General features: G+C 71.8%; 18 protein-coding genes and 3 pseudogenes. 5 read left to right on the forward strand and 16 right to left on the reverse strand.

The window, feature by feature from the left end; genetic code table 11:
- Window positions 1-114 precede the first annotated feature (114 nt).
- The 8 genes from ACFYXA_RS19485 to ACFYXA_RS19520 form a co-directional block, all read right to left on the reverse strand.
- A complete protein-coding gene (locus ACFYXA_RS19485; RefSeq protein ID WP_352250589.1) occupies window positions 115-1,392 on the reverse strand; it encodes a thymidine phosphorylase in 1,278 nt (425 codons plus the stop codon).
- Between the two features lie 80 nt (window positions 1,393-1,472).
- Entirely contained in the window at window positions 1,473-1,886 is a 414-nt protein-coding gene (locus ACFYXA_RS19490) for a cytidine deaminase (protein ID WP_389034301.1), read from the reverse strand.
- The gene (locus ACFYXA_RS19495) at window positions 1,883-3,145 is read right to left on the reverse strand and encodes an ABC transporter permease (protein WP_130441354.1); all 1,263 of its coding nucleotides are present in this window, start codon (window positions 3,143-3,145) and stop codon (window positions 1,883-1,885) included. Before ACFYXA_RS19495 ends, ACFYXA_RS19490 begins: the two co-directional genes overlap by 4 nt.
- Window positions 3,145-4,269, reverse strand: coding sequence for an ABC transporter permease (locus ACFYXA_RS19500; protein WP_389034305.1), 1,125 nt, complete (start codon window positions 4,267-4,269; stop codon window positions 3,145-3,147). The genes ACFYXA_RS19495 and ACFYXA_RS19500 overlap by 1 nt, the downstream gene beginning before the upstream one ends.
- The gene (locus ACFYXA_RS19505) at window positions 4,266-5,936 is read right to left on the reverse strand and encodes an ABC transporter ATP-binding protein (RefSeq protein WP_389035076.1); all 1,671 of its coding nucleotides are present in this window, start codon (window positions 5,934-5,936) and stop codon (window positions 4,266-4,268) included. The genes ACFYXA_RS19500 and ACFYXA_RS19505 overlap by 4 nt, the downstream gene beginning before the upstream one ends.
- A gap of 266 nt (window positions 5,937-6,202) precedes the next feature.
- Complete coding sequence (locus ACFYXA_RS19510) at window positions 6,203-7,255, reverse strand: BMP family protein (protein WP_130441348.1); 1,053 nt, start codon at window positions 7,253-7,255, stop codon at window positions 6,203-6,205.
- Between the two features lie 255 nt (window positions 7,256-7,510).
- Window positions 7,511-8,578: a BMP family protein gene (locus ACFYXA_RS19515; protein ID WP_389035079.1), complete on the reverse strand. Its 1,068-nt coding sequence runs from the start codon at window positions 8,576-8,578 to the stop codon at window positions 7,511-7,513.
- Window positions 8,579-9,150: 572 nt separating this feature from the next.
- On the reverse strand, window positions 9,151-10,380 hold the full coding sequence (locus ACFYXA_RS19520; RefSeq protein WP_389035082.1) for a M20 family metallopeptidase: 1,230 nt from the start codon (window positions 10,378-10,380) through the stop codon (window positions 9,151-9,153).
- Between the two features lie 405 nt (window positions 10,381-10,785).
- On the opposite strand from ACFYXA_RS19520, the pseudogene ACFYXA_RS19525 reads away from it, so the two are divergent.
- A pseudogene (locus tag ACFYXA_RS19525) lies at window positions 10,786-11,283 on the forward strand (class I SAM-dependent methyltransferase); the annotation flags it as partial.
- Window positions 11,284-11,298: 15 nt separating this feature from the next.
- On the opposite strand, the gene ACFYXA_RS19530 reads toward ACFYXA_RS19525, so the two are convergent.
- From ACFYXA_RS19530 to ACFYXA_RS19545, 4 genes are read right to left on the reverse strand one after another with little or no spacing between them, the layout of a single operon-like run.
- A complete protein-coding gene (locus ACFYXA_RS19530; protein ID WP_389034309.1) occupies window positions 11,299-12,513 on the reverse strand; it encodes a hypothetical protein in 1,215 nt (404 codons plus the stop codon).
- An 8-nt stretch (window positions 12,514-12,521) separates the two neighbouring features.
- Complete coding sequence (locus tag ACFYXA_RS19535) at window positions 12,522-13,460, reverse strand: N-acetylneuraminate synthase family protein (RefSeq protein WP_352250581.1); 939 nt, start codon at window positions 13,458-13,460, stop codon at window positions 12,522-12,524.
- An 11-nt stretch (window positions 13,461-13,471) separates the two neighbouring features.
- Entirely contained in the window at window positions 13,472-14,776 is a 1,305-nt protein-coding gene (locus ACFYXA_RS19540; protein WP_389034314.1) for a cytidylyltransferase domain-containing protein, read from the reverse strand.
- Window positions 14,777-14,796: 20 nt separating this feature from the next.
- Window positions 14,797-16,140 (reverse strand): DUF6716 putative glycosyltransferase, encoded by a 1,344-nt coding sequence (locus ACFYXA_RS19545; protein WP_389034317.1) that lies wholly within the window; start codon window positions 16,138-16,140, stop codon window positions 14,797-14,799.
- Window positions 16,141-16,336: 196 nt separating this feature from the next.
- Between ACFYXA_RS19545 and ACFYXA_RS19550 the strand changes: the two genes are divergently transcribed.
- The 3 genes from ACFYXA_RS19550 to ACFYXA_RS19560 are packed head-to-tail and all read left to right on the forward strand — an operon-like array spanning window position 16,337 to window position 19,838.
- A complete protein-coding gene (locus ACFYXA_RS19550; protein WP_352250575.1) occupies window positions 16,337-17,317 on the forward strand; it encodes a glycosyltransferase family 2 protein in 981 nt (326 codons plus the stop codon).
- On the forward strand, window positions 17,317-18,693 hold the full coding sequence (locus ACFYXA_RS19555; RefSeq protein WP_389034321.1) for a polysialyltransferase family glycosyltransferase: 1,377 nt from the start codon (window positions 17,317-17,319) through the stop codon (window positions 18,691-18,693). The genes ACFYXA_RS19550 and ACFYXA_RS19555 overlap by 1 nt, the downstream gene beginning before the upstream one ends.
- Window positions 18,690-19,838 carry an acyltransferase family protein gene (locus ACFYXA_RS19560; RefSeq protein ID WP_389034324.1) on the forward strand — a complete coding sequence of 383 codons (1,149 nt, stop codon included), beginning with the start codon at window positions 18,690-18,692 and terminating at the stop codon, window positions 19,836-19,838. Before ACFYXA_RS19555 ends, ACFYXA_RS19560 begins: the two co-directional genes overlap by 4 nt.
- A gap of 117 nt (window positions 19,839-19,955) precedes the next feature.
- On the opposite strand, the gene ACFYXA_RS19565 is transcribed toward ACFYXA_RS19560, so the two are convergent.
- From ACFYXA_RS19565 to ACFYXA_RS19575, 3 genes and pseudogenes are all read right to left on the reverse strand, one after another.
- Entirely contained in the window at window positions 19,956-21,299 is a 1,344-nt protein-coding gene (locus ACFYXA_RS19565; RefSeq protein WP_389034327.1) for a polysialyltransferase family glycosyltransferase, read from the reverse strand.
- Entirely contained in the window at window positions 21,296-22,279 is a 984-nt protein-coding gene (locus ACFYXA_RS19570) for a glycosyltransferase family 2 protein (protein WP_389034330.1), read from the reverse strand. The genes ACFYXA_RS19565 and ACFYXA_RS19570 overlap by 4 nt, the downstream gene beginning before the upstream one ends.
- A 137-nt stretch (window positions 22,280-22,416) precedes the next feature.
- Window positions 22,417-22,611, reverse strand: a pseudogene (locus ACFYXA_RS19575) (TetR/AcrR family transcriptional regulator C-terminal domain-containing protein); the annotation flags it as partial.
- Window position 22,612: 1 nt separating this feature from the next.
- On the opposite strand from ACFYXA_RS19575, the pseudogene ACFYXA_RS19580 reads away from it, so the two are divergent.
- Window positions 22,613-22,993 (forward strand): annotated as a pseudogene (locus ACFYXA_RS19580) (pentachlorophenol monooxygenase); the annotation flags it as partial.
- Between the two features lie 57 nt (window positions 22,994-23,050).
- Here the strand turns inward: ACFYXA_RS19580 and ACFYXA_RS19585 are convergent.
- Entirely contained in the window at window positions 23,051-24,634 is a 1,584-nt protein-coding gene (locus ACFYXA_RS19585; RefSeq protein ID WP_352250565.1) for a methylmalonyl-CoA mutase family protein, read from the reverse strand.
- Window positions 24,635-24,781 lie beyond the last annotated feature (147 nt).

A 24,781-nucleotide genomic window follows, 5' to 3' on the forward strand; every position in this document is an offset into this window, starting at 1 on the left:
CCGTCCCCGGGGGCTGCCGCCCCCGGACCCCCCCTTCGGCCCTGAAAGGGCCTCGTCCTCAAGCGCCGGACAGGCTGGTTGTGCTCGCCCATGTTTCCCCCGGACGGGCTGCTTTTAGGCGATGCGCTCCAACACCACCGGGGTCGCCTCGTGCCGGGTTCCCGGGGTGGCGATGTCGTAGGAGCCCTCGATCGACTGGAGTGCGTAGTCGAAGCGTTCCGGGGTGTCCGTGTGGAGGGTGAGGAGGGGCTGGCCCTCGGTCACGGTGTCGCCGGGCTTGGCGTGGAGTTCCACGCCGGCGCCCGCCTGCACCGGGTCCTCCTTGCGGGCGCGGCCCGCGCCGAGGCGCCAGGCGGCGACGCCGATGTCGTAGGCGTCCAGGCGGGTGAGGACACCGGAGGAGGGGGCCTTGATCACGTGCTGCTCGCGGGCCACCGGCAGCTTCGCGTCGGGGTCGCCGCCCTGGGCCGCGATCATGCGGCGCCAGACGTCCATCGCCGAGCCGTCGGCCAGGGCCTTCGCCGGGTCGGCGTCCTTCACGCCGGCCGCGTCGAGCATCTCGCGGGCCAGGGCGATGGTGAGTTCCACGACGTCGGAGGGGCCGCCGCCGGCGAGGACCTCGACGGACTCGCGGACCTCCAGGGCGTTGCCGGCGGTGAGGCCGAGCGGGGTGGACATGTCGGTGAGGAGGGCGACGGTCTTCACGCCGTGGTCGGTGCCGAGGCCCACCATCGTGGAGGCGAGTTCGCGGGCGTCCTCGATGGTCTTCATGAAGGCACCGGTGCCGACCTTGACGTCCAGGACCAGCGAGCCGGTGCCCTCGGCGATCTTCTTGGACATGATCGAGGAGGCGATCAGCGGGATCGCCTCGACGGTGCCGGTGACGTCCCGCAGGGCGTAGAGCTTCTTGTCGGCGGGGGCGAGGCCGTCGCCGGCCGCGCAGATCACCGCGCCCGTGCCGTCAAGGACCGACAGCATCTCCTCGTTGGAGAGCAGCGCGCGCCAGCCGGGGATCGACTCCAGCTTGTCGAGGGTGCCGCCGGTGTGGCCGAGGCCCCGGCCGGAGAGCTGGGGAACCGCCGCCCCGCAGGCCGCGACGAGGGGGGCGAGGGGAAGCGTGATCTTGTCGCCGACGCCGCCGGTGGAGTGCTTGTCGGCGGTCGGGCGGGACAGGGACGAGAAGTCCATGCGCTCGCCGGAGGCGATCATCGCGGCCGTCCAGCGGGCGATCTCACGGCGGTTCATGCCGTTGAGCAGAATCGCCATGGCGAGCGACGACATCTGCTCGTCGGCGACCTCGCCGCGGGTGTACGCGTCGATGACCCAGTCGATCTGCTCGTCGCTGAGCTCACCGCGGTCCCGCTTGGTGCGGATGACGGAGATGGCGTCCATGGCCATGGCGTTCCTTTCGGGAAATCAAGACCGTGCGGCCCCTGTGCCCGAGGCGAGCGGGCTCAGGGGCCGCACGGGGGTTACTCGGTGTGGCCCGGCTGCCTGAGGTGGTCGGGGCCGAAGGCCTGCGGGAGCATGTCGGCAAGCGGGAGGACGCCGGCCGGGGTCTCCAGCAGCAGCTCCGGACCGCCGAACTCGAACAGCAGCTGGCGGCAGCGGCCGCACGGGACGAGGATCTCGCCCCGCCCGTCCACGCAGGTGAAGTGGGTGAGCCGGCCGCCGCCGGTCCGCTGGAGCTCGGAGACGAGCCCGCACTCGGCGCACAGGCCGAGCCCGTAGGAGGCGTTCTCCACGTTGCAGCCGGTGACCGTGCGGCCGTCGTCGACGAGGGCCGCGACCCCGACCGGGTAGCCCGAGTAGGGGGCGTACGCGTGGCTCATGGCCTTCCGGGCCAGCTCCCGCAGGGCGTCCCAGTCGACGGCGGCCGGGGTCACTTGCCCTGTCCCTTCCGGTACGGCAGACCGTCCGCCTTGGGCATGCGCAGCCGTTGGGCGGACAGCGACAGCACCAGCAGGGTGACGATGTACGGGGCGGCGGAGACGACCTGGCGCGGGACCTCGTCCACGCTGACGTACCAGACGAACATCAGGGCCGAGACCAGCAGGGTGCTCAGCGCGCTGACGTACTTCTTCTGCCAGGCCAGGTAGGCCGCTCCGATCACCAGCAGGATGGCCAGCAGCAGGATCAGCGCGTGCACGTTGGTCGTGCCGCCGCGCAGGTTGAGGCTGTCGGTGTAGCCGAACAGGCCCGCGCCGAGGGCGAGGCCGCCCGGCATCCAGTTGCCGAAGATCATCGCGGCGAGGCCGATGTAGCCGCGGCCCGCGGTCTGGCCGTCCAGGTAGACGTTCGAGGCCACGATGGACAGGAACGCGCCGCCGAGGCCCGCGAAACCGCCCGAGATGATCACGGCGATGTACTTGTACTTGTAGACGTTGACGCCGAGGGACTCGGCGGCGACCGGGTTCTCGCCGCAGGAGCGCAGGCGCAGGCCGAAGGCGGTGCGCCACAGCACCCACCAGGTGGCGGGGACGAGCGCGACGGCGACGACGGTGAGCGGCGAGAGGTTGGTGACCAGGCCGCCGATCAGACCGGCGAGGTCGGAGACCAGGAACCAGTGCTTGCCGTTCAGCGTCTGCAGCCAGTCCGACAGGCCCGGGATGTCGAAGGTGCCGAGCGAGTCGATCGGCGGGGACTGCTTCGAGGAGCCCTGCGGGGCCTCCTCGAAGGTGAACTTCGACAGGTAGCGGGTGGTGCCGAGGGCCAGGATGTTCAGCGCCACACCGGAGACGATGTGGTTGACGTTGAAGGTGACAGTGGCGACGGCGTGCAGCACGGCGCCGAGCGCGCCGCCGATGATGCCGAAGGCCACGCCGGTCCACGGACCCCACTGGTAGCCGGCCCAGGCGCCGAACCAGGTGCCGAGGATCATCATGCCCTCGAGGCCGATGTTGACGACGCCCGCGCGCTCGGCCCACAGGCCGCCGAGACCGGCCAGGCCGATCGGGACGGCCAGCCGCAGCGCGGTGGACATCTGCCCGGTCGAGGTGATGCCGTCCGCGCCGCTGATCAGGCGGACGATCGAGGTGAGGACCAGCACGCCCGCGATGACCAGCAGGAGTACCGGGAGAGACATGCGGCGGCCGCCCTTGCCGGGCTTCTTCGCCTGCGGCTCGGCGATGGTCGCGGTGGACATCAGGCCGCCACCTCCTTCTTGGCGTTGTTGTTGGCGGCCTGGGCGGCGAGCTCGGCGCCGACCCGCTTCTGCTGGCGGCGCAGACCCCACTGGCGGACGAACTCGTAGGAGATGACGACCGCGAAGACGATCAGGCCCTGCATGATCGTGGCGATCTCCTTCTCGTACGCGACCGGGGTGGCGTAGTCGAGAGCGGGAGAGGTCTTCTCCAGGAAGGCCCACAGCAGCGCGGCGAGCGCGATGCCGCCGGGGTTGTTGCGGCCGAGGAGGGCGATGCCGATGGCGGTGAAGCCGAGGCCGGTCGGGAAGCTCAGGCTGTAGGTGTGGGCGTCGCCGAGGAGCAGCGGCAGGCCGGACAGGCCGGCGACCGCGCCGGAGAGCAGCATGGCGGTGAGGACCATGCGCTTGGCGTTGACGCCGGAGGCCGCGGCGGCGGTCTCCGACTCGCCGGTGGACCGCAGGTCGAAACCGAAGCGGGTGCGGTTGAGCACCACCCAGTAGCCGATGCCGAGCGCGACGGCGAGGAAGACCAGGCCGTAGATCTCGCCGACGTCCGCGCCGAGGTTGATGCCGGGGACCCAGCCGGACTCCTTCATCTCACCCGTGGTGACGTTGTCGCCGACCAGGACGCCGAAGTTCTCGCGGAGGGTGAGGTAGCCGATGACGCTGGTGGCGATCGCGTTCAGCATGATCGTCGCGACGACCTCGCTGACGCCCCGGGTGACCTTGAGGACGCCCGCGATGCCCGCCCAGAACGCGCCGGTGAGCGAGCCGACCAGCAGCAGCAGCGGGATCTGGAGGAAGGACGGCAGCGCCACGTGCGCGCCGACCACCGCGACCATCATGGCGGCGAGGCGGTACTGGCCGTCGACGCCGATGTTGAACAGGTTCATGCGGAAGCCGAGGGCGACCGCGAGGGCGGCGATGTAGTACAGCGACGCCTGGTTGAGGATCAGGACCTGGACGTCGGAGAACGGGATCTGCTCCAGCATCAGCCCGTACGGCTCGAACGGGTTCTTGCCGGAGGCGATCAGCACGACCGAGGTCAGCAGGATCGCCGCGACGAGCGCCATGACCGGGCCGGCCACCGCGAGGAGCAGGCGCTCCTTGTCGAACTTCTTCATCGGGCCTCGTCCTCCGGGCCGGCAGCTTCGTCGTCTGCCATGGGCGTCTCAACGTGTTCCAGATGACCGGACGCGGCGCCCGTCATGGCCGAGCCCAGCTCCTCGGGGGTGATGGTGGCGGGATCGGCGTCGGCGACCAGCCTGCCGTCGTAGATCACCCGCAGGGTGTCCGACAGGCCGATCAGCTCGTCCAGGTCGGCGGAGATCAGCAGCACGGCCAGGCCCTCTCGGCGGGCCTCGCGGATGCGGTCCCAGATCTGGGCCTGCGCGCCGACGTCCACACCCCGGGTGGGGTGGGCGGCGATCAGGAACTTGGGGTTGTGGCTCATCTCACGGCCGACGATCAGCTTCTGCTGGTTGCCGCCCGAGAGGGAGGCGGCGGTGACGTCGATGCCGGGGGTGCGGACGTCGTACTCCTCGACGATCCGGCGGGTGTCGGCCTGGGCGCCCTTGGGGTTCAGCCAGAAGCCCTTGGCGTTGGGGGCCTCGGTGACATGGCCGAGGATGCGGTTCTCCCAGAGGGGCGCCTCCAGGAGCAGGCCCTGGCGGTGACGGTCCTCGGGGATGTAGCCGACGCCGGACTCGCGGCGCTTGCGGGTCGGCCAGGGGGTGATGTCCTCGCCGAGGAAGCGGATGACGCCGGAGTGGGCGTGCTTGGTGCCGATCAGCGCGTCGATCAGCTCGGTCTGGCCGTTGCCCTCGACACCGGCGATGCCCATGACCTCGCCGGCGTGGATGGTGAAGGTGACGTCGTCGAGGACCTTCTTGACCTCGCCGCCCTCCGGGGCGAGGGTCGTGCCGCCGCTGGGCTCCGCCTCGATGCCGAGGGAGGTGCCGCCGCTGGCGTAGACGGTGAGGGCGCTGACCTCGATGACGGGCTTGTCGGTGACCGTGGACTCCGCGGTCTCCGGCGTGGGCAGCTCGCTGCCGACCATCATCTCGGCGAGCTGGCGCGGGGTCGTCTCGGCGGGGACGGCCGTGCCGACGGTGGTGCCGCGCCGGATGACGGTGATGTCGTCGGCGACGGACAGCACCTCGCCCAGCTTGTGGGAGATGAAGATGACGGAGAGGCCCTCGGACTTCAGCTCGCGCAGGTTGTCGAAGAGCGCGTCGACCTCCTGCGGGACGAGGACGGCGGTCGGCTCGTCGAGGATGAGGGTGCGGGCGCCGCGGAAGAGGACCTTGAGGATCTCCACGCGCTGCCGTTCGGCGACGCCGAGGTCCTCGACCAGGGCGTCGGGGCGCACCCCGAGGCCGTAGCGGTCGGAGATCTCTTTGATCTTCTTGCGGGCCCCGCCGCCGATTCCGTACAGCTTCTCGCTGCCGAGGACGACGTTCTCCAGGACGGTCAGGTTGTCCGCGAGCATGAAGTGCTGGTGGACCATGCCGATACCGCGGGCGATGGCGTCGGCGGGGCTGGAGAAGCTCACCTGGACGCCGTCGATCTCGATGGTGCCCTCGTCCGGCTTCTGCATGCCGTAGAGGATCTTCATCAGGGTCGACTTGCCGGCGCCGTTCTCGCCGACCAGGGCGTGCACGGTGCCCTTGCGGACGGTCAGGTGGATGTCGTGGTTGGCGACGACACCGGGGAATCGCTTGGTGATGCCCGCGAGCTCTACCGCGACTGTCGACCGGGCGGTGAGCGGAGGGCTGCTGGACGCGTCGATGGCGCACTCTCCTCGGGAAAGGGGCCACTCTACGCGCGTAGCGCCCCTGCTTTAAATAGTGCTCGGACTTGACCGGCTTGATCGACTTGATCGACGTTTCCGATCGAGTCCCGATCCGTTCCGAGCATTCTGCCGCGCGAACGGGGCGCGGGCCGAACTCGCGTCCCGTGCCCCGTCGCGTGGGCGTAACGCTGTCATCACAGCGCCCGTCCGGCCAGGTCCTCGACCGGCCTATGAGAGACCTTCGACAGGCCTCGACACTGCGGTCAGGAGGTCTTCACCTTGATGGTGCCGGCCTTGATCGCCTCGGCGGCCTTGTTGACTGCGTCCTGGATCTCCTTGTTCGACGCGAAGGCCGGGTTGGAGGCCGACAGGCTCACGCCGCCGTTGGAGAGGCTGCCGCGGATGACGCCGGTCTGCGGCTTGCCGTCCTTGACGGACTTGGCCAGCTCGTAGACCGCGCCCTCGACGTTCTTCATGGCCGAGGTCAGGATCGAGGCCTTGTACGCCTTCAGCGCGTCCTGCTTGTACTGGTCGGAGTCGACGCCGATCGCCCAGACCTTGGCGGCCGCGGCGGCCTTGATGACGCCCTGGCCGGACAGACCGGCGGCGGCGTAGACCACGTCGGCCTTCGCGTCGATCTGGCCCTCGGCGGCGCTCTCACCCTTGTCGGGGCTGGAGAAGCCACCCTCGGCGGGGGTCTCGGTCAGGTACTGCTCCTTGACCGTGACGCCCTTCTTGGTGTCCTGGACGCCCTGCTTGAAGCCGGCGCCGAACTTGTGGATCAGCGGGATGTCGACACCGCCGATGAAGCCGACCACGTTGGTCTTGGTGGCCTTGGCGGCGGCGACGCCGGCCAGGTAGGAGGCCTGCTCCTCGTGGAAGACCAGGTCGGCGACGTTCGCGGCCTTGATGGTCTCGTCGTCGACTATGCCGAAGGTGGTCTTCGGGAACTTGGCCGAGACCTCCTTGACGGCCGGCGCGTAGGCGAAGCCGACGCCGATCACCGGGTTGTAGCCCTGCTTGGCAAGGCTCTCCAGGCGCTGCACCTTGTCGGCCTCGGACTCGCCGTCCTGCGGCTCCACGGCGGAGGACTTGTAGCCGAACTCCGTGTTGGCCTTCTCCATGCCCGCGGTGGCGGCATCATTGAAGGACTGGTCGCCCTTGCCGCCGATGTCGTACGCGAGCGCGAGGCCCAGGTTCTTGTCTTCGCCGGCAGAGGAGGACGACGACTTGGACGAGCTTCCGCAAGCGGAAACGGTGACGGCGAGGGCAGCGGTCGCAACACCCGCAACCGCGATACGGGACACCCGGCGCATGGAACGTGACTCCTTTGTGCAAGCGCCCAAACCAGGCGCTGGTTCCGCCGCAGCGTAACGCGCGTAGACCTGGCGGAAAAAGGCTTCTGTCCGGTCCGTTATCGAGCTGTGGCCGCATTCGGTTCGAGGGCTACTGACAGCACAGCGCCCCTCGCGCAAGGCGAGGAGCGCTGTGGTCTGCGGGGATGCCGGTGCGGGTTCGGCTTCGGTTCGGGGGCGGGCCGGGCCGCGGCCGTTCCCGGGTGTGCCGAAGCGTTACTTCGTGGCGACCTTGACCTTGCCGTCGACGATGTCCTTCTTGGCCTTGTCGACCGCGGCGACCACGTCGGTCAGCGCCTTGTACTTGGGGTTGGTGTCGGCGAAGCCCACGCCGTCGTTGGAGAGGCTGCCGCGGACCACGCCGGACAGGGGCTTGCCCTCGTACACCGACTTGGCCAGGTCGTAGACCGCGCCGCCGACGTTCTTCAGGGCGGAGCCGAGGATGAAGTCCTTGTAGGCGGCCAGCGAGCTCTGGTTGTACTGGTCGGAGTCGACGCCGATGGCCCACACCTTCTTGGCGGCGGCCTCGGAGATCACGCCCTGGCCCGAGAGGCCGGCCGCGTGGTAGATGACGTCGGCGCCGGCCTCGATCTGGCCGCTCGCGCCCGCCTTGCCCTTGTCGGGGCTGGAGAAGCCGCCCTCCTGGGGGGTCTCCGTCAGGTACTGCGACTCGATCTTGATGTTGGGGTTGACCGACTTGGCGCCCTGGACGTAACCGGCCTCGAACTTGTGGATCAGCGGGATGTCGACGCCGCCGATGAAGCCGATGTGGGCCTTCTTGGTGGCCTTGGCGGCGGCGACGCCGGCGAGGTAGGAGGCCTGCTCCTCGTGGAAGACCAGGTCGGCGACGTTCTTGGCCTGCACGGTCTCGTCGTCGATGATCCCGAAGGTGGTGTTCGGGAACTTCGCGGAGACCTCCTTGACGGCCGGCGCGTAGATGTAGCCGACGCCGATGACCGGGTTGTAGCCCTCCTTGGCCAGCTGGGTCAGACGCTGGACCTTGTCCGCCTCGGACTCGCCGTCCTGGGGCTCGACGTCCCGGCCGCCGATGCCGAACTCCTTGTCGGCCTTCTGGAAGCCGGCGAAGGCGGCGTCGTTGAACGACTGGTCGCCCTTGCCGCCGATGTCGTACGCGAGGCCGACGCCCTTGCCCGAGTACTTGCCGGACGACTGCTTGTCACCGTCGCTCTTCGCGCCGGTGCTGGACTCGCCGCAGCCGGAGGCCGCGAGCGCGACGACCGCGACGGCCACCGCGGCCTGGGAGATTCTGGTCTTCCGAGAGATCGAACGCACAGCAAGCACCCTTCATCCCCACGGCGCCGCCGAACGGCCCGCGTGTCCCCATGTGGCGCCTCCGGCGCGGCTCCCCCAACTGTCCGATCCGGCTGGCGATTTCGGCGCACAGTAACGCGCGTAGAAGGCGAGCGGAACGGGATTCCCCCCGGCCGTTACCGATTCGTGCCGCCACCACGCCCCAGGCGCCCCCGCCCGGTTACACCCACATGACCCCACCGGACGGATCTCCCCATTCCGGGCACTCCACCACACCGGCCACTGCGGCGGGGGGCGCGGGCCGCTGCCGCGGGGAGGGCGCGGTTTCTGTCGCGGGCCACTGCGCGGGGGCAGTGCGGTTTCTGCCACGCGGGCGGTGCGGGGCGCTCCCGGGCGGGCGGTGCCGGCCGCTGCCGCGACGGCGGTGCGAGGCGCTCCCGGGCGGGGTGCCCGGGTTCCTCCTGCGCCTGCGCAAGACGTCCTGGCCACTCCGGCCCGGGCCGTCTTGCGCAGGCGCAGGCAGTGCGCGGCGCTGTTGTGCGGGCCGTCGGGTCCGTCGGGTCGTGGTGCCGGCTCGCGTCAGGTCACGCTGTTCGGGTTTCCGCGTCCAGGAGGGCTGCTGCTGTGAAGAGTTCCACTCCTACCTTGATCGCGGACTCGTCGGCGTCGAAGTCGCCCTGGTGGAGGTCTCGGACGGTGCGCTCGCCGGGGTGGCGGACTCCCAGGCGGGCCATGGCGCCGGGGACGCGCTCCAGGTACCAGGAGAAGTCCTCGCCGCCGAGGCTCTGCTCGGTGCTCTCCACGGTGCCCTCGCCATGGCGGGCGATCATCGCGTCGTTGAGCAGGGCGGTGACGTCGGCGTCGTTGACGACCGGCGGGACGCCCCGGACGTAGTTGATCTCCGACTTGGCGCGGTGCAGGTTGGCGACCTCGTCGATCGCGGCGACCACCAGGTCGGGGGCCTGCCGCCAGGCGTCGATGTCGAGGCAGCGCACGGTGCCGGAGAGCTCGGCGTGCTGCGGGATGACGTTCGGCGCGTGACCGCAGTCGATCCGGCCCCAGGTCACCGCGAGGCCGGCGCGGGTGTCGACGCGGCGGCCGACGAGCGCGGGCACGTCGGTGACCACGCGGGCGGCGGCGGTGACGAGGTCTGTGGTCAGGTGCGGGCGGGCGGTGTGGCCGCCGGGGCCTTCGAGGGCGATCTCCAGGCGGTCGCAGGCGGAGGTGATGGGGCCGGTGCGCAGTCCGATCAGCCCCGCGTCCACGCGGGGGTCGCAGTGCACGGCGATGATCCGGCCGACGCCCTCCAGCACGCCGTCCTGGATGGCGTCGGCGGCGCCGCCGGGCAGCACCTCCTCGGCGGGCTGGAACACCAGCCGCACCGGACGCGGCAGCAGGCCCTGCCGGTGCAGGTCGGCGAGGACGAGGCCGGTGCCGAGGACGACGGTGGTGTGCACGTCGTGGCCGCAGGCGTGGGCGCGGTCGGGCACCTTCGAGCGGTAGGAGCACTCGCTCTTGGTGTCCGGGATGGGCAGCGCGTCGATGTCGGCGCGCATGGCGAGGATCGGCGTGCCGTCGCTCGCGTCGCCGATGTCACACACGAGGCCGGTCCCGGCGGCGAGGACGCGCGGCTTGAGGCCGGCCCGCTCCAGGCGCTCCTTGATCGCGGCGGTCGTGCGGAACTCCTGGTTGCCGAGCTCTGGGTGCATGTGCATGTCGCGGCGGAAGGCGACGAGCTCTGCGCGCAGGGACTCCGGCAGGGCGCCGGGGAGCAGCGCGTCCCCTGAAGGATCGGCCTCGGACTCTCGGGACATCAGTTGCTTCACCCTCTGAAGGGTAGGACGCCGGGGCGGTCGACTGACCCACGATCAACAAAAATTCAGCCCGTAGAGGCAGAAAAGCCGGTCGCACGGCGCATGGCTGTCTTTCGGGATGGGTACACTCGGCCGACTTCCCGCCGAGTGGATCATGAATCCTGATCCATCCCAATTTTTGCTCTCTCATCTTGCACTCAGTTCCACGCATACCACGCCCCGAGCGGATCACGCCGGGTCTGTCCACGTACCGGAACGTCCGAGGGAGCCGATCCGGGCCCGCACGCCCGGGGCCGGCGGGCGGATCCGCCGGTTCGGCCTCCCGGCGGGGGCCGCGTCGGTAGAGTCCGGCCCGTGAGCGCACCGAACACACGCTCCTGTCCGGTGATCGCGGAGCCCGGTTTCGTGCGGGACGCACGGACCTCGTACGACGCGATCGCCGAGGAGTACGCCCGGCAGATCCCCGACTGGCTGGAGCGCCGGCCCCTGGACCGGGCGCTGCTGTGCGCCTTCGCGGAGCTGGTCAGATCCAGGGGGCCCGAGCCGGTGGCGGACGTGGGCAGCGGGCCGGGGCACGTCACGGCGCGGCTCGCCCGGCTCGGCGTCCCGGTGTTCGGCGTCGACGTCTCACCGAGGATGACGGCGCTGGCCCGGCGGACCCATCCCGGGGTGCGTTTCCACGTGGGGTCGATGGAGTCCCTGGACCTGCCCGACGGGACGCTGGGCGGAGTGCTCGCCCTGTTCTCGCTCATCCATGTGCCGGACGCCCATCTGCCGGGCGTGCTCGCGGAGTTCCGGCGGGTCCTCGCCCCGGGCGGTTACGTCCTGCTCTGCTTCCAGACCGGCGGCGGGGAGGAGCAGCAGCTCACCGAGCGGTTCGGGCGGGAGGTCGCCCTCTCGTACCACTGGCGCTCGCCGTCAGCGGTCACCGCCCACCTCGAACAGGCCGGACTCTCCCTGCTGGCCAGCACCGTCCTGGAGCCCGAGGCCGAGACCAGTCGCCCGGTGTCCTTCCTGCTGGCCCACAAGCGGGACAGCTGAGGGATCTCGCGGTGTCACCTCGGTGAGGTCGTGGGCGGCGCGCGCCGTGGCGGTCACCGTGGTGAGGAAGCCCTGGGCGCGGGGGGAGGCGTGGCCGGTCAGCCAGTCGGGGTCGATGTCGCAGACGGCCACGCGGACCCCGGTGCCGGTCAGGGCCAGGGGCAGGGTGTGGACGACGGTGGAGGGGAAGCTGAGGACGGTGCGGCCGACGGGGCCGCGGCGGGCGATCAGTTCGAGGGGCAGGTCGGGGCGGACGATCTCCAGGCCGGTCTCGGCGGCGAGGCGGCGGAGTTTGTCGGCGCTCTCCCGGCGGTGCGCGAAGTAGCGGGCCGCGCCGTGGGTCCGGGCGAGGAGGCCGACGGCGTGGAGGTAGCGGTCGCCGTCGACGACGCCCGTCTCGACGAGGGACGTGCCGACCAGATCGGCGCCCTTCGTCACGCGGGGCGGGCCGAAGCGGGCCCGGGTCCAGGCGAAGGCGTTGCCGATGACCGTGACGCCGGCCGGGGCCTGCGGTACCGGCATGGAGGAGAAGACCTCCACCCGCCGGTCCGGGCCGGGAGTCAGACGGCGGCGGGCGGCGGCCGACACCGGTGCGAGGAGCAGATCGCGGGGGCCGGGCCGCCCGCCCGTGCGGTGCCAGCGCACGAGCCTTTCACCGCGCGCCAGTTGGCCGACGAACTCCATGGTGGCCGTGCCGTCGTCGACGACGACGAGGTCGGCGGGGCGGGCGATCGTCAGCAGGAGCTGGACGTAGCGGGAGAACGGGTCGCCGACGACGATCCGGTTCGCCGCGCGCAGCAGCGGGGTCAGACCGCGGACGGTGTGCAGGGGCGCGCCCGCGCCGTCGCGGGCGTCCTCCCAGCGGACCGTGTGGCCTTCGTCGCGGGCCAGTTCGGCCATGCGGCGCAGCTGGCCGCGGGTCATGGGGTCGACCGGGGACAGGACGACGACGGTGAGCCCCGCGCCGGAGCGCTCCTCGCCGCCGAGGCCTCGGGCGTGCGCCCATTCCAGGACGTTCAGCAGCTGCACGGGGCTCTCGACGAAGGCGAGGGTGTGGGGGGTGGTGCCGGCGGTACCGGCGCGAGGGCTCATCGGTGTCGTCAGACCGCGAGGGGCTCGCCCGCCGCCGCGGCGATCTCCGCCTCGGCGACGACGCCGGTGACGCGGCGCAGCTTCCTCATCGGGCCGAGTTCGGAGTCGTAGACCTTCTTGACGCCGTCGCCGAGGGACGCCTCGATGGTGCGGATGTCGCGGACGAGACGCTGAAGGCCCTGCGGTTCGACGGAGGCGGCCTGGTCGGAGCCCCACATCGCACGGTCGAGGGTGATGTGGCGCTCGACGAACGCGGCGCCGAGGGCGACGGCGGCCAGGGTGGTCTGCAGGCCGGTCTCGTGGCCGGAGTAGCCGATCGGGACGTTCGGGTACTCGGCCTGGAGGCTGTTGATGACGCGGAGGTTGAGCTCCTCGGCCTTCGCCGGGTAGGTCGAGGTCGCGTGGCAGAGCAGGATGTTCTCGCTGCCGAGGACCTCGACCGCGTGCCGGATCTGCTTCGGGGTGGACATGCCGGTGGAGAGGATGACGGTGCGGCCGGTGGCGCGCAGGGCGCGCAGCAGCTCGTCGTCGGTGAGGGAGGCCGAGGCGACCTTGTGGGCGGGGACGTCGAACTTCTCCAGGAAGGCGACGGCCTCGGTGTCCCACGGGGAGGCGAACCAGGCGATGCCCTTGGTCTTGCAGTAGTCGTCGATGGCGCGGTACTCGTCCTCGCCGAACTCGACGCGGTGCCGGTAGTCGATGTAGGTCATGCGGCCCCAGGGCGTGTCGCGCTCGATGTCCCACTGGTCGCGGGGGGTGCAGATCTCCGGGGTGCGCTTCTGGAACTTCACGGCGTCGCAGCCGGCTTCGGCGGCCACGTCGATCAGCTTGAGGGCGTTCTCCAGCTCGCCGTTGTGGTTGATGCCGATCTCGCCGCAGACGTAGACGGGACGGCCGGGCCCGGCGGTGCGCGAACCGAAGCGGCGGAGGCGGGAGTTGGTGCTCATCTGTGGGTTCCTTACCGGGAGAGGGGGGTGAGGGGAGGGAGGGAGTCGAGGGGGGTGAGGGAGGTGAGGGGGTAGACGGTGTCGAGGGAGGGGCCGAGGAGCCAGCCGGCGATCTCGCGGATCGCGCCGTCGCCGCCGGGGAGGGCGGTGACCGCGCGCGCGGCGCCGCGTACGACGTCGTGGGCGCTCGCGACCGCCACGGGCCAGCCGACGAGGGCGAAGCAGGGGAGGTCGTTGACGTCGTTGCCGACGTAGAGCACGCGCTCCGGCGCGACGCCCTGTTCGTCGCACCACTGCTTGAGGGCGAGGTCCTTGCGGTCGACGCCGTGCAGCACCGGCAGTTGCAGCTTGCGGGCGCGGGCGGCGACGACCGGGTTGCGTTCCGTGGACAGGATCAGCATCTTCAGCCCGCTGCGGCGCAGGGCGGCGATGCCGAGTCCGTCGCCGCGGTGCACGGAGACGAACTCCCGGCCTTCGGAGTCGATCAGCACCCGGTCGTCGGTCTGGGTGCCGTCGAAGTCGAGGACTACGGCGTCGACGTCGCCGGCGGTCGGCAGGGCGCCGGGGCCGTTCGCGTCGAGGAGGGGTGCCAGTGCCCGGGCGCGGGCGAGGTCGTGCGGGTCGTCGATCTCCAGGACGCGGGCGGGGTCGGTCCGTACGAGTTCGGTGTGCCCGAAGAAGCGGTGGCGGTGCTCGCGGAAGCCGGCCGCGTCCATGGCGTAGGCGGCGCCGGTCTCCAGCAGGTCCTGGGGGCGGTCCTGGCGGCGGGGGCGGAAGGACTTGTCGTGGTTGACGCCGTGGCCGCCGGCGGTCCGGGCGTCGCCGGTCCCGGTGTGCGCGGCGGGGTCGTCGGCTCCGTCGCGCCAGACGAACCCGTGGAACGGCGCGACGGTCAGGGCGGTGTCCGCGCCGCCCTCCACCACCGCGGCCGCCACCGCGTCGATGTCCTGCCGGACGAGGAACGGGCTGGTGCACTGGACCAGGAGCACCACGTCGGCGGATGTGCCGCTCAGGGCCGCGTGTGCGTCCATGGCGTGCAGGACGGCGGCCTCCGAGGTCGCGGTGTCTCCGGCGATGGCGGCGGGCCGCGGCACGACCTGCGCGCCGGCCTGCCGGGCCGCGGCGGCGATGGCCTCGTCGTCGGTGGAGACGACGACGTCCGTCACCAGGCGGGTGGCGCGGCACTCGCGGACCGCCCGCGCCACCAGCGGCACTCCGCCGACCGGTGCGAGGTTCTTCGCGGGCACTCCCTTGGAGCCGCCGCGCGCGGGGATGACGGCGAGGACGCGGTGCGCGCCGGGCCGGGGGTCGGTCATGGGTGTCTCTCCTTGACGGGTCACAGCTCTCCCATCCGCCGGATGACGGGCGCCACCCGCTGCACTCCGTGCCGGTAGGCGCCGCGCGCCGCCCGGCGGACGATCCTCCGGACGGCTCCGGGCACCTCGTCGGCGGCGGGCGCGCCGGGCAGCGGGCTGCCGTCCGGGCCGAGGTGGTGGCGGGCGAGGATGCCGGGCAGGTAGCCGGGCGCGGTCGCGGGTGTGTAGTACGGGGTCAGCGGCGGCAGGCCGCCGGGCCGGTCGAGCAGCGCGCCGATCCGCTCGCGCGCCGCGTCGAAGGCGGTGGCGTAGGAGCCTCCCGCCGGCGCGGCTCCACCGGAGGCGCCGGCGGCGACGCCCTGCCGGGCGACCCACTGCGGGTCGGGCTCGGGCCGGTGTCCGGCGTCGAGCTGGTCCCAGGAGGCGAGGCAGCCGGAGCCGATGAAGTGGTGGTTGCCGAGGGTCTCGCGGACGCCGAGGTCGGTGAGGACGACGGTGGGGACGCGGCGGTGCAGGGACTCCAGGGCGGCCGTGGAGCTGACCGTGACCATGAGGTCGGCGCGGTCGAGTACCTCGCCCATGTTGCCGTAGACCAGGCGGAGGTTGGGCGGCGCGTCGAGGTCGCGCACCAGTTTCTGGTAGGGCAACTCCTCGACGTGGGTGGTGTGTTCGCCGGGGCGGGAGCGGAGCTTGAGCAGCACCTCGCGGTCGGGGTGCAGCCGCGCGTGCCTCACCAGCCTCTCCAGCAGATAGGTGCGGTCCGCCCGGTTGTCCGGCACGGAAGGCTGCGCCGCGAACACCACGGTGTAGGGGCTGTGTTCGCCCTGGTAGGGGTCGCCGCCGAGGAAAGGCAGCGCCACCTCCGTCACCGCCGAGGCGTCGGCGCCCACCCCTTCGTACACCGCGCGGAAACGCTCCGCGTCCTGACGGGAGTTGGCGAGGACGAGGTCCGCGCCGTGCCGCAGCAGCAGACCGTCGGCGAGCTTCTCGTAGACGACGCCGACGTAGCCGGTGACGACGACGGGCCGCTCGCTCCGCCCTTCCCAGGCCCGCCCGAGGCCGTGCAGCAGGGCCTGGACGCCGCCCCCCACGAGGGCGAGGACCAGCACGTCGTACGACTCACGCGCCATGACGCGCAGGAACTCCACGACCGTCACCTCGCGCAGCGAGTCGGCGCGGACGCCGACCTCGCGCAGCTGGCGGGCGGTGGGGGTGGCCCGGCCGCGCAGGAGGAAACCGTCCAGCACCGGCGCGGCGGGGCCGGCGGGCAGGACGCGTCCCGCGGTCAGGGCGCCCCATTTCCAGCGGGTGTCGGAGTCGGCGAGGACGGCGACCCGCAGGGGCTTCGGAGTACGAAGTGGCACGGCTCGAACCTAGGAAGCGAAATCCAGGACGGGCCGAACCGTGACTCAACGAATGGTTAACGGAGTAAGGCCGAAGTAATAACCGGCAGGCCGACGGCCATTTCGTATCCTCGGTGCACCGTTCCGACACATCGAGTTCACCAGTCATATTCCGGGCGTCAAGAGGAGCCGCAATAAGGCCTCTTAGGGTTTCGGCGTGCCCAAGCTCTCGGTGATCGTGCCGTTCTACAACGTGCAACAATTTGCGTCCGACACTCTGAAGAGTTTGCGTGCGAATGCGCGCGCTGACTTCGAGTTCATTCTGGTCGACGACTGCTCGACCGACGCGACTCCTGACATCCTCGCCCGCGGGATGCGCGAACTGCCGGGCGCGGTCCTGGTCTCGCACGAGCGGAACGCGGGGCTGGCGAGCGCGAGGAACTCCGGCATCGACAGGGCGCGCGGCGAGTATCTGACCTTCCTGGACGGCGACGACTGGCTCGCACCCGGGTACCTCCCCCGACTCCTCGACGCGATCGAGGAGCTGGGTTGCGACTTCGTGCGCACCGACCATGTGCAGTGCACCGGGCGGGCCCGCGCCGTCCACCGCGTCCCGCACGGACGCCGTTCGACGGTGCTGGACCCGCGGGCGGCGATCCTGCCCGCCGACCGGTCCACCCCCGTGGACTACGCCTACGCGTGGGCGGGCGTCTACCACCGCCGGCTGGTCGACCGCGGGCTGCTGCACTTCACCGACGGGCTGCGCACCGCCGAGGACCGGCCGTGGATCTGGAAGCTGCACCGGGAGGCGGAGACCTTCGCGGTCGTGGGGCTGCTGGGCGTCTTCTACCGGCGCGGGGTGGCCTCTTCGCTCACCCAGATCGGAGATGTGCGGCAACTGGACTTCGTGCGCGCCTTCGACCAGGTCGTCGAGGAGACGGCGCGCGACCCCGAGGCCGGGGCGCTGCTGCCGAAGGCGGTGCGCACGTACTGCGCGGTGATGGCCCACCATCTCGGCTCGATCGAGCGGTTCGAGCCGGCCGTGGCCCGCAGGCTGCGCTCGCTGTGCGCCGCCGCGCTGCGCAGGATGCCGCAGGACGTGCTCGCGGAGGTCATGGAGTCGATGGACGCCCGGCGGGCGGGCACGCTGCGCAGAGTACGACGCCGGCCGGTGACTGCGGGGGCGGTGGCCCTCTGATGCCGCGCACCGCCCGGATCTTCTGCGTCTCCACCACGCGCGGCGCGGCGATGCTGGCCGCCGCTCTCGACGCCGGCCTGTTCGAGCCGTCCGACCGCCGGCTGCTGCTGATCGCCGACACCGCGGCCAACCCCGAGACCGCCCCGTCCGTCGCCGCCGCGCCGGGTTTCGCCCGCGTCCGGGAACGCTTCGACGAGGTGCGCTCCTGGAACGAGACCGTCTCCCCCTTCCACCCGGCCGGCTGGACGCCGCGCCCGGACGACGTCCCGCTGTGGGAGCGGCACCTGCGGCTGCTGTGGGGGCTCGGCGACGACGAGGTCCACCTCGTCGTGGAGTCCGTCCACACCGACCCGGCGTCGGCGCTGTGCCAGGTGTTCACCGGGGCCCCCGTGGACGTCTACGCCGACGGTCTGCTGAGCTACGGCCCCAGCCCCGACAAGCTCGACCCGCTGATCGGCACCCGTGTCGGCCGGCTGCTGCACCTCGACCTGGTGCCGGGACTCACCCCGCTGCTGCTGACCGAGTTCGGGGTGCCGGCGGTGCCGGTGCCGTCCGGGGCGTTCCTCAAGGTGACCGGCGAACTCGCCGACGTGGAGCAGGAGTTGCCGGAACCGTCCGAGCGGCCCGTGCTGCTGCTCGGGCAGTGCGGCTCCGACGCGGAACACGAGCCGCATCTGCGCATGGTGCGCGGCGCGGTGGCGCTCGGGCACCGGACGCTCGTCTTCGCACCGCACCCGGCCGCGTCCGCACACCGGTTCGGGTCCCTGGAGGACGAGGCGAGCCGGCTGGGCGCCGAACTCACCGTCCTGGAACGGCCCGTGCTCGCGGAGGTCGCCATCCAGCGGCTGCGGCCCGCCCTGGTCGTCGGCTGCTCCTCCCCCGCGCTGCTGACCGCCGCCGTGCTGTACGGCCTGCCGGTCGCGCGGGCCGGGACGGGTGACACGCTGGCCGGGCTCACGCCGTACGGGAACGCCGAGCGGGTGCCGCTCACCGTCGTCGACGCGCTGCTGCCGGAGCTGGAGAACCCCGCGGAGGTGACCGGGTGGACACCGCCGTCGCGGGAGCGGGTGCGGGAACTGGCCGCGCTCCTGCGGGCGGTGGGCTTCGCCATGCGGCCCCGGATCCGTCCGGAGCTGCGGGGCGAGGCGGAGCGGTACCTGTCCGCGCACCCCGGCCGGCACACCTCGCGCTACTTCACCCGCCGCCGGCTGGCGTCACTGGCCCTGCCCGGGGGCCTCCCGACGGGACTGGCGTTCCTCCCCCGCAACCCGACCGTGCGCAGGCTGGCGCGCCGGGCCAGGGCGCTGCGCGGCCGACCCGTCTCCCGCACCCGCATACGAACCCGACTGCCCCTCCAAGGAAGGCCTCCAGGATGAGCGCGACCGACCAGGCCCCGGGGCCGGCGACGAGACCGGCTCCCCGGCTGACCCTCTCCCTCCCCGACCGCTCGACCGTGCGGCCCAGGGCGGAAGGCCGGCTGCGCGCCCTGGACGGCCTGCGCCTGCTGGCGGCCCTGATGGTGTGCTTCTACCACTACGCCGGCAAGAACGGCGAGGTCGCGCAGTCCTGGCGCCAGTCCCCCGGCGTGAAGTTCCCGGCGCTGTCGCAGTTCGCCACGTACGGCAGCCTGGGCGTGCAGTTCTTCTTCGTGATCAGCGGCTTCGTGATCTGCATGAGCAGCTGGGGCCGGACCCCGGGCGACTTCTTCCGCTCCCGGGTCGCCCGGCTGTACCCCGCGTACTGGGCGGCGATCGTGCTGGTGACCGCCGCGGGACTGATCCTTCCGGTGGTGTCCGCGCCGCTGCGCTCGGACGAGCTCCTCGTCAACCTCACCATGCTGCAGCAGCCGATGGGCGCCCACCGGGTGCTGGGCGTGGACTGGACGCTCTGGGTGGAGGTCCGCTTCTACGCCCTGTTCGCGCTGTGCGTGGTCTGGCGGGGCGTCACCTACCGGCGGGTGGTGGTGTTCTGCGTCCTGTGGACGCTGGCCGGCGTGTTCGCCCGGGTCGCCGACCATCCGCTGACCGACGAGCTGGTGATGCGCGACCACGCGCCCTACTTCATCGGCGGTCTCGCCCTGTACCTGATCCACCGTTTCGGCGGCGACCTGCTGCTGTGGGGGATCGTCGGCGTGAGCTTCCTGCTCGGCCAGCGCTACTCGGTGACCGCCCTGTGGCACCCGGGCATGCACGGCGACTTCCACCGCAACCCCTACGTCGTCCAGGCGATCGCCTTCCTCGCCTTCGCCGCCGTCGCCGCGGTGGCGGTGGGCTGGACCAGCCGGGCGAACTGGCGCTGGCTGACCGTGGCGGGCGCGCTGACGTACCCGTTCTACCTGGTCCACGAGCACCTGGGCTGGTTCTTCATCCGCGTGCTGTACCGCGGCCTGCACCTGGACCCGTACGCCACGCTCGCCGCGACGGTCCTGTCGATGCTGGCCATCGCCTGGCTGCTGCACCGCTTCGTGGAGAAACCGTTCGGCCCCCGCCTGAAGAAGTCACTGAAGGTCCGCCGGGGCTAGGGCGGCAGGGGCGGAGGCGCGCAGTTCCCCTCGCCCCTGCCAGGGGCGCGGGGAACTGCGCGACCAGCCACAACGCAGCCGCAGCCGCAGCCGCGGAACGACATCACGCGGCACCGCCTATTGCGCCGCTGTGGCCCGCAGCCTGCGTACCGCCCGCCGCACGGCGGGATGCCGCCGCAGCGCGGCGCCCAGCACCGGCGCCCCACCGGGCAACCGCAGGTTGGTCAACCGCCGCCGCTTGAAGTACCGCTCGCGGTCGGCGAGATGGACGGCGAGCCAGGCGACCACCTCGGGCCGCAGGGCGTGATGCCTGCGGGACTGCATGCAGTAGGCCACCGCCCGCACCAGGGGCGTCAACTCGTCGGCGAGGCTCGCCAGTTCGACCGGCTCGCCCAGCGGGGCGCGTTCCGCGTCGGGCAGGGCCGCGTCGATGATCGTGAGCGGGATCCGGTTGCTGTTCTCGTACGGCGTGATGCGCTCCAGGAGCAGTTCGGTGCCGACGCGGGCGACGGGGATGCCGTAGAACGCGGCGGCGGTCGTCAGCGCCGTGGAGAAGCAGCCGATGACGAGCTTCGGCTTCAGGTACGCGAAGACGGTCTCGGCGAGGACGGGTTCGGTCAGGACGGTGAGCCGTACGCCGAGTTCCGCGGCGGCCGTCCGAAGGGCATCGCCGTAGCCGGCGGGCGCGCTCGGGTGCGGCTTGAACAGCACGTCCTCGTGGCCCGCGCGGGCGGCGGCCCGCAGCATGCGGACGTGCAGCTCCTCCTCCTCGTCCTGGCTGATCAGGTCGATCGCGGAGAGGTACTGGCCGAGGAGCACGGCGGTGGGCGGGCGGCCTGCGGGGAGCCGCTCGGCGAGGAGGCGGGCGTTCGACTCCCCGAGCCGGGCGAGGACGTCGACGATCGCCGCGTCCGGCACGGCCACGGAGGGGACGCCGTACTCGGACAGCAGCATCGGCCGCAGCCCGGGGACGAGGTCGAGGTGGAGCACGCGCGCGATGCGGCTGCTCACGCCGTGCGGGATGCGGTTGCGGGTGGGGCCGTAGCTCATCAGGCCGTCCGCGTACACGTGGAGGGCGCTGTCCGCGAAGATGTCGACGATCGCGCGGGAGGGGTTGGCCTGGAGGGACTCGCAGGCGATCTCGACGGGTTCGTCGCCGAGGTCCCAGGCGAGGCGTACGGCCTTCTCCCAGAGCCGGGCGTCCTGGGCGCGCGGCGACCAGCCGGCCGGGTGGTGCGGGGAGATGAACGCGTTCCAGGAGCGCACCTCGTCGAACTCGCCGCGCAGCGCGTCGAAGCCGGGCATCCGGTCCAGCGGGGTGCCGACCTCCGGCACGGCGGAGGTGTCGCTGACGACGAGGACGCGGCGCACGCCCTCGCGCGGGCCGAACAGGCCGGCGCGGATCGCGGCGGTGACCGTCGCGGCCGCGTACTGGGTGGCGGAGCAGAAGATCTGGATCACGCGGCCACTCCCTTCATGCCGCCGCGCACCCGGCGCAGCACCCGGACGCGTTCCTCGCCCATCCCCACCACGGCCTCCCCCAGTTCCTCCTCGCTCATCGCGCCGAGCGCCTCGGCGGCCAGCTGCCTCAGCCGCGCGGCCACGCCGCGTTCGAAGCGTCGCCGGTCGAGGAGCTGGTGGGCGATGACGACGCAGTAGTCGCGCAGCGCCTTGCGGCGCAGCCGGCCGGCCTCGGGGTCGTCGGCGAGTTCGGCGAGGACGAGGTCGAAGGCGCGGAAGAAGTCCAGCTGGCGCACATCGCCGATCTGGGTGAGCGAACCGGTGAGCCCCCGGCGGTAGAAGACGCCGTGCAGGCTGGCGACGACGTAGGAGTCCGCCCTGCGGTGCAGGTCCCAGATCCACGGCCGGTCCTCGGCGGTGCGCAGCCCGTCGTGGAAGCGGAGCAGGCCCCTGTCGAGGAGGCGGCGGTGGTAGACGCCGGCCCAGGCGTAGGGGTAGTCGACCATGGTGGTGTCGTCGACGGGGAGGATGGAGTCGCGTGGGTCGAGCGGGGTGTGGCGGCGGCCCTCGGGCGCGCGGTGGACGGCCCGTTCGACGCCGGTGACCTGCACGTGGTCGGTGCGGACGAAGTCGACGTCGAACCGTTCGGCGACGTCGACGACCCGGGCGAGGTGGCCCGGGGCCAGCCAGTCGTCGCCGTCGAGGAAGGTGAGGTAGCGGCCTTCGGCGGCGTCGATGCCGGTGTTGCGCGCGGTCGCCAGTCCTCCGTTGCGCTCGTGCCGGATCACCCTGCTGCGGGGGAGCTTCCCGGTCAGGTGGAGGAGGGCCTCGTAGGTCCTGTCCTTGGTGGAGCGGTCCTCGACGAAGAGGAACTCGAAGTCGTCCCGGGCGTTGTTGACCAGGCTGGTCACGGTCTCGGCGACGTACGGCTCGATGTTGTAGCAGGGGACGACGACGGACAGGGTGATTCTGTTGGCCACGTGTGCGCACCTGAATTCTGAGCGGGAGGTCGCACGATCGTAGGAAGGGCAGGCTTGAGCGGCGGGTAACTGCGCGCCTGGGCGAGGGGAAGCTCGGATGAAGAGCCGGTGAACCGGCCGCGCGGGGCCCCTCGGGTTCAGTCGTCCGCGTCGTGCGGGCGCGCGTACCGCGCCTCGATGCCCGCCAGGAGGAGTTCGAGTCCTTCCGCGAATCCCCGGTCGTAGTGGTCGAAGATCTCCGCGCCGGCCGCGGCCGACAGCGGGAAACCGGCCATCAGCCGGGCGCGTTCGTCGACGTCGAAGCCCTCGCGCCGTTCGCCGGGCAACGGCTGCCTGTCGACGCGCGTGCACCGCGGGGAGGCCAGGCGAGGAGCGGCGACCCGTCAACTGGGCATTGGCTACCGGGAGTCGAGTCTGACGGAGGAGACGCGCGAGACGCCGGGAGCGGTACGGGCCGGGGACCGCGCGCCGGACGGCACGGTCGGCGGCGTCCGTCTCTTCGACGCCTTCCGGGGAACGCACTGGACCCTGGTCGCGGTGGGCGCGCAGACGCCGGACGCGGTTCCGGCCGCCGTGCGGGTGATCCAGGGCGAGGGCGTGCGGGGGACGTACGGCTCCGGACTGTTCCTCGTCCGGCCGGACGGCCATGTCGGCTGGGCCGGGGACCGGGCGGCCGGGGTCGTGGACTACCTCATCCGGTTCGGGCAGCGCTAGCCGTCGCCGTCGAGGAGGGTGAGGTCGAGGCTGTGCGCGCCCAGTGGAATCCCCGGTTCAGAACGCCTCCGCCGGCACATGGCTCCCCCAGACCCCCCGGAGGGCGCCGCACACCTCGCCCACCGTCGCCCGCGCCCTGAGCGCCTCCTTCATCGGGTACAGGACGTTGTCCTCACCCTCGGCGGCCTTGCGCAGGGCCGCCAGCGCCACGTCCACCGCGGACCGGTCGCGCTCCGCGCGCAGCCGGGCCAGCCGCTCCTTCTGCCGGGCCTCGATGGCCGGGTCCACGCGGAGCGGCTCGTACGGCTCCTCCTCGTCGAGGCGGAAGCGGTTGACGCCGACGACGACCCGCTCCCCCGAGTCGGTCTCCTGGGCGATGCGGTAGGCGTTGCGTTCGATCTCCCGCTTCTGGAAGCCGCGCTCGATGGCCGCGACCGCCCCGCCCAGGTCCTCGACCTTCCGCATCAGCTCCAGCGCCGCCGCCTCCACGTCGTCGGTCATCCGCTCCACCGCGTACGACCCGGCGAAGGGGTCGACCGTCGCGGTCACGTCCGTCTCGTACGCGAGCACCTGCTGCGTACGCAGGGCCAGGCGCGCGCTCTTGTCGGTGGGCAGCGCGATCGCCTCGTCGAAGGAGTTGGTGTGCAGGGACTGGGTGCCGCCGAGGACCGCCCCGAGCGCCTGGACGGCCACCCGGACGAGGTTCACCTCGGGCTGCTGGGCCGTCAGCTGCACGCCGGCCGTCTGCGTGTGGAAACGCAGCATCAGCGACCTGGGGTCGCGCGCGCCGAACTCGTCCCGCATCAGCCGCGCCCACATGCGGCGCGCGGCACGGAACTTGGCGACCTCCTCCAGCAGCGTCGTACGGGCCACGAAGAAGAAGGAGAGCCTGGGCGCGAAGTCGTCGACGTCCATGCCGGCCGCGACCGCCGTGCGGACGTACTCGACGCCGTCGGCGAGGGTGAAGGCGATCTCCTGCGCGGGCGAGGCTCCCGCCTCGGCCATGTGGTAGCCGGAGATGGAGATGGTGTTCCACCGGGGGATCTCGGCCCGGCAGTACCTGAACGTGTCGGCGACCAGGCGCAGCGAGGGCCCCGGCGGGAAGATGTACGTCCCGCGCGCGATGTACTCCTTGAGCACGTCGTTCTGGATCGTGCCGGTGAGCCGGTCGCCGCCCACGCCCTGTTCCTCGGCGACCAGTTGGTAGAGCAGGAGCAGCAGGGCGGCCGGGGCGTTGATCGTCATCGACGTGGAGACCCGGTCCAGCGGGATCCCGTCGAACAGCACCCGCATGTCGTCGAGGGAGTCGACGGCGACGCCGACCTTGCCGACCTCGCCGTGCGCGAGCGGGGCGTCGGAGTCGTGGCCCATCTGGGTGGGCAGGTCGAAGGCGACGGACAGGCCGGTCGTGCCGTGCGCGATGAGCTGCTTGTAGCGGGCGTTGGACTCGGCGGCCGTGCCGAAGCCGGCGTACTGGCGCATCGTCCAGGGCCGCCCGGTGTACATCGTCGGGTACACGCCCCGCGTGTAGGGGTACGAGCCCGGCTCGCCCAGTCTCTCCGCCGGGTCCCAGCCGCTCGTGAGGCTGTCCGGCCCGTACACCGGCTCGATGGGAAGCCCTGATTCCGACTCGCGTGCCATGGGGTGACACCTTCCGCCGCACTGTCACGCCTTCGGTCCCAACAATGCCGGGCCGTTCGCGCGTCGTCATCCGCGGGGAACAACTCCGTGGACCATTCAGGGACCGAGGACGTACGACGGTGAGACGACGGGGGTCGCGAGTGCGTA

It is taken from the genome of Streptomyces sp. NPDC002566 (genome assembly GCF_042889585.1).
Classification (GTDB): Bacteria; Actinomycetota; Actinomycetes; order Streptomycetales; family Streptomycetaceae; genus Streptomyces.